At 62.8% G+C, this 911-nt stretch carries 2 protein-coding genes; one reads left to right on the forward strand and one right to left on the reverse strand.

The features are described 5' to 3' along the window. Positions 1 to 181, forward strand: a 181-nt coding sequence (locus tag AN189_RS18650; RefSeq protein WP_157057589.1) for a DUF1353 domain-containing protein, incomplete at its 5' end; no start/stop codon positions are given. 54 nt (positions 182 to 235) lie between these two features. Here the strand turns inward: AN189_RS18650 and AN189_RS19450 are convergent. Continuing rightward, complete coding sequence (locus AN189_RS19450; RefSeq protein WP_056039698.1) at positions 236 to 904, reverse strand: hypothetical protein; 669 nt, start codon at positions 902 to 904, stop codon at positions 236 to 238. Positions 905 to 911: the final 7 nt, after the last annotated feature.

Here is a 911-nt window from a genome sequence, read left to right on the forward strand (position 1 = left end):
TGCATCGCCGCACGATCCGCGATTCCACAAGGCGGCGGCGCTGCATGACCATGTGCTGCGGCAGGGCTGGGATCGCCTGACGGCGGGCGCGGTATTTCACGCCGGGCTGATCGCTGATGGCGTGCCGCGCTGGCGGCGGTTTGCGATGTGGTTCGCTGTCAGCGCGTTTAGGTTCCAGTGACAAAACCCGCCGCCCGGATGGGTGGCGGGCTTTTGTCGTTTCTGGGGGCCGGTTTTACGCTGCGCGCTGGCTGATGTAGGTCATGCCGTGTGCGCCCCATTGATCCGCCATCGCGGCGGCAATGCCCGGAAAGAACTTGCTACGGGCTTTCCATCGATCGACGCCGGGGCTGGCCTTGTGGACGCTATCGCGCGCCGTGGTGCCGTCCAGTGTGCCGGTGGGTGTCAGGTTGGGCAGGTTGCGCAGCCATAGGCATGTGCGCTTGCGTTCGTTGTCGGGTCCGTTTGGGTCTGTGCCGAACTGCCAAGGCTGGATTGACTGCGAAAACGGCTGATAATTTTCGATCCGGGCCTTTGCATGTTTGTGCATGATCGGATTTTCGACGGCGATCATGGGGATGTGTGCCACATTCCAGACGGCGGAAAACAGCGCCGCGCCGGTGTCGAGGTCGCGCCACATTTCGTCACGCGTGCGACCGGGCGGCGGCGTCGTCAGCCATCGCACGCCGCTGTTGCATAGGCGGGTGCAGGGTGGGTGCATGACCGCCAGCATGTCAAAGTCGTCTGACATCATCACGTCGCGCACGTCGCCTAAAATATGGCGGTTTGATCCGGTGTCAGATGGTAGCAGGTCGCAGGACCAAGCGTCATGGCCTGCCGCGTTGAATGCATCGCGGACGATTCCGCTTGTTTCGCAGCCGACAAGGATTTTCAGGGCGCGCATGGCTGAC

Source organism: Loktanella sp. 3ANDIMAR09 (genome assembly GCF_001420005.1).
Lineage (GTDB): Bacteria > Pseudomonadota > Alphaproteobacteria > Rhodobacterales > Rhodobacteraceae > Loktanella.

What these genes read in the sequence shown, in the direction of transcription:
- AN189_RS19450 (WP_056039698.1), bottom strand. Translation starts at nt 904, where the DNA reads ATGCGCGCCCTGAAAATCCTTGTCGGCTGCGAAACAAGCGGAATCGTC.